This is a genomic window from Holdemanella sp. MSK.7.32, from assembly GCF_024460475.1.
In the GTDB taxonomy this organism is placed as follows: domain Bacteria; phylum Bacillota_I; class Bacilli_A; order Erysipelotrichales; family Erysipelotrichaceae; genus Holdemanella.
Genome location: NZ_JANFYN010000087.1, coordinates 1 through 3,452, shown reverse-complemented (window position 1 = coordinate 3,452; position 3,452 = coordinate 1). Strand labels below are relative to the sequence as shown.

The following is a 3,452-nucleotide window of genomic DNA, read 5'->3' as shown; positions in this document are numbered from 1 at the left end:
CCCCTTAAATTCTTGGAGAGCAAATTCACATAACCCCATCCAAATTTATTGCGCCTCTAATTTTTGAAATGCCTTTTCCTTAAATCTTTTCTTACACAAATAATAATCCACCAATAAAATAATCAATGAAAAATCAACTTGCACAGGAAAGAACATCTTAAATAATATACATAAAATCAAAGATAAAACATCCAAATAGACAAAGTCACGAACTAAATCATACTGCTGAAGCGTTCGATACTTTGTACGTACATTGATGAATGAAAATACAAGTGCTGCACATCCGACAATGGCATCCACACTAAAGTTCACAACATAACTTGAAAACAAGACCGCCTTTAAAAAGAACAAAGTCAATGTCACACTCATCACAAGCATCATGTTACAAATCTTTAGTTTTTCATCATCACGAACCACCATTTTTTCGGCATGTTTTTTAAACGTAGAACTCTTAGAAAACTGACGATACAAACGATCCACTTTCTTATCAAAATCATTTTCTTTTTTTGAATTCACTAGATCGATCATCAATTCCTTTTTCGCATCGATTAAATCCGACTTTTCTATTCTTTGAATGATTACTTCTCTAGACATACAGATTCAGCTTCTTCAATCTGCACATTTGTTTCATAGAATTCCTTCAATGCGACAATCGCATATTCAGTATCCTTAACACCTGCAGTTTCAAAACAAGAATGCATCGCAAGCTGAGCCAAGCCAAAGTCTACCGCATGCACACTTACCTGCGTATTGGATAAGTTACCCAAAGTAGAACCACCCACTACATCACTACGATTCGCAAAGCTTTGTACTGGCACATTCACATTCTGACATACACCTGTAAATAAGGCACGACTAAATGCATCTGTTGTATATTTCTGGTTTGCACTTTCCTTAATGACAATACCACCATTCATTGTGACAAAGTTTACGGCATCTGTCTTTTCTGCATGATTTGGATGTAGAGCATGCGCATTATCACAACTTACTAAGAATGTCTTCGCGATAGCCTGATAATATTCATCCTCAGTTTTACCTAAACCCGTATTGATACGGTGCAATACATCTTTCAAGAATGTAGACATCGCACCCTGCTTTGTGTTTGAACCCACTTCTTCATTATCGAAGCAACAATATACATTGACACTCTTTTCATTCTCAGCTGCAATAAATGCCTTTAATGAAACGAATGCACATTGTAAGTCATCCAATTTAGGACTTGAAACAAATTCATTTTCCAATCCCCAAACTAAACCCTTTTGACGATTCACTAAGAATAAGTCTTTGCCTAAGATATCTTCAGTCTTAACACCCAATTCATCCGCAACCATCTTGTCAAAAGCCCCCTTCTTAAGGGCTCCACAAGAAAACATAGGGCACAAATCAATCTGACGATTATATTTATAACCATTGTTGACCTCACGGTTGAAGTGGATAGCCACATTTGGAATCATTAAGATATCTTTGTCGATATATAATAATTTGGATTCAATCTTAGACCCATTACGAACAAGTACACGACCCGCAACTGTTAATGGACGATCAAACCAAGTGTTGTCGATCATACCACCATAAGCTTCAACGTCTAAACGCAAATATTCATTTGGACCCGCAAGCTCAGGCACATTTTTAACTTTGTATGTCGGTGAATCCGAGTGACTTGCACACATTTGGAAATGATAAGAATCCATATCATTACCAACCTTAAATGCAATTAAACTGGAGTGGTTACGAATTGTATAATATTTTCCACCCGCTTTAACATCCCAAGCTTTAGACTCAGGAAGATACGTGAATCCAGCCTCATCTAAATATGTACGAATCGTTTTGATGGAATGAAACATACTAGGGCTTGATTCAATAAATTGAATTAATTCATTTGAAATTTTGATTGTATTCATGATTAAACATCTCCTCGACTATAATTATCCACAAATAAGAAGAAAAGGCAAAATTAATTTTTTGCCTCTTTTTTCTTGATTGCTGGTAAAATCAATCCTAAAGCTGTTAATACAACTGGAGTGATAATATTTAAGACTGTAGTATACATATCCCCTGCTTTATACATACCAAGTAAGCAGCAAGCAGCCGTTAATATAAAGCACCAAGCACCAAATACGATTGCGACTGTGTTGTTGTTCACAAATTTATAGTCACGGTGGAAAATATCTGTTTTCTTACGCAACATCACATAAGCGAAGAATACCCACAAGTAACGCATTGGCATTGTTACTGAGTTTAACTGAGTCAACTGACGAAGTACTGTATCTGCATTTGGAACTAAAGCCTGAGCCAAGATGATTGCACCGGCAAGAATATCAACCATGATGATACCATTTGAATATGCACCTGCATCATTCTTGTGCAATAACTTAGTTGGGATATATTGACGAGCATCTTCGTTATCTAATAACATTCTCAAAGGCGCATCAATACTAATGACTAATGTAGAGAATTGTCCAATACAGTTACAAGCTGCATAAACAATCATCAATACGTTACCCATACCATAGTATTCACCTAATCTTTGGAATGCCCAATAAGAACCATTCGCATTGTATGAATCAAAGTTAGCATCGATTACAGCTGGATCAAACATCATACCCATTGCGATTGTACCAAAGATAGCACAAATGATAACCATGATAGCCGCAAAAATCATACTCTTAGGGAATCCTCTACTAGGATCTTCAACTTTATTTACATAAGGTGAAATCTTTTCACATCCACCAACCGCAAATACTAAGATTGATAATGAACTGAAATATTTCCAGTCAAAAGTTGGAATCAAGTTTTTGAAACTGAAATCCATAGCTAAATATCCACCATTTGGATTGATAGCTGGAGCCGCAAACATCATTACGATATAAAGAATACTCATAACGAACATACTAGACCCAGCAATTGTAGCCATTTTCTTTAAAGGGTTTAAACCACGACTTGCGACATAACTAAATAGTAATAAAACAGCTAAAGTCGCAAACTGAACAGCTTTTGTGTTAAAAGATGCATAAGTTTCTGAGTTTTGGAAAATCATCCAGCTTAATGCTTTCAAACCACCAGAACCCTTAGAAGCAATGTACGTAATGTGACATGCCCAATACGTCCAACCTGCATAGTATGCAGCTTTAGGACCTGTTGTTTCGTGAATCCAAGAACTTACACCTCCACCTGAATTTTTGAATGCAGAACCAAGTTCACCTACCATTAATGCATAAGGAACGAAGTACAACGCAAACATCAAAATCCAAGAAAAGATAACTTGAATTCCGTTGAAGTACATAAATCCGTTTAATACGTTTCCAAAACCCCATAGAGTTGAAAAACACATAAACGCAAGTGTGTACCACTTCATTTTTTGTGAATCATTCATTTTACTCTCTCCTCTTTCACTTATAACTAATTTTACCCAACACAAATGACTTTTGTCAACTTGAAAACCAAATCCACCA

At 36.1% G+C, this 3,452-nt stretch carries 3 protein-coding genes; all 3 read right to left on the bottom strand.

Annotated features, from left to right (window positions below; translation table 11 throughout):
• Positions 1-45: 45 nt before the first annotated feature.
• Genes NE544_RS11780 through NE544_RS11770 form a run of 3 tightly spaced genes read right to left on the bottom strand, consistent with a single transcriptional unit; the run spans position 46 to position 3,373 of the window.
• On the bottom strand, positions 46-594 hold the full coding sequence (locus NE544_RS11780) for a hypothetical protein (protein ID WP_256269472.1): 549 nt from the start codon (positions 592-594) through the stop codon (positions 46-48).
• The gene (locus tag NE544_RS11775; RefSeq protein WP_256269471.1) at positions 579-1,901 is read right to left on the bottom strand and encodes a M18 family aminopeptidase; all 1,323 of its coding nucleotides are present in this window, start codon (positions 1,899-1,901) and stop codon (positions 579-581) included. The genes NE544_RS11780 and NE544_RS11775 overlap by 16 nt, the downstream gene beginning before the upstream one ends.
• Before the next feature lie 53 nt (positions 1,902-1,954).
• Complete coding sequence (locus NE544_RS11770) at positions 1,955-3,373, bottom strand: APC family permease (RefSeq protein WP_118115017.1); 1,419 nt, start codon at positions 3,371-3,373, stop codon at positions 1,955-1,957.
• Positions 3,374-3,452 lie beyond the last annotated feature (79 nt).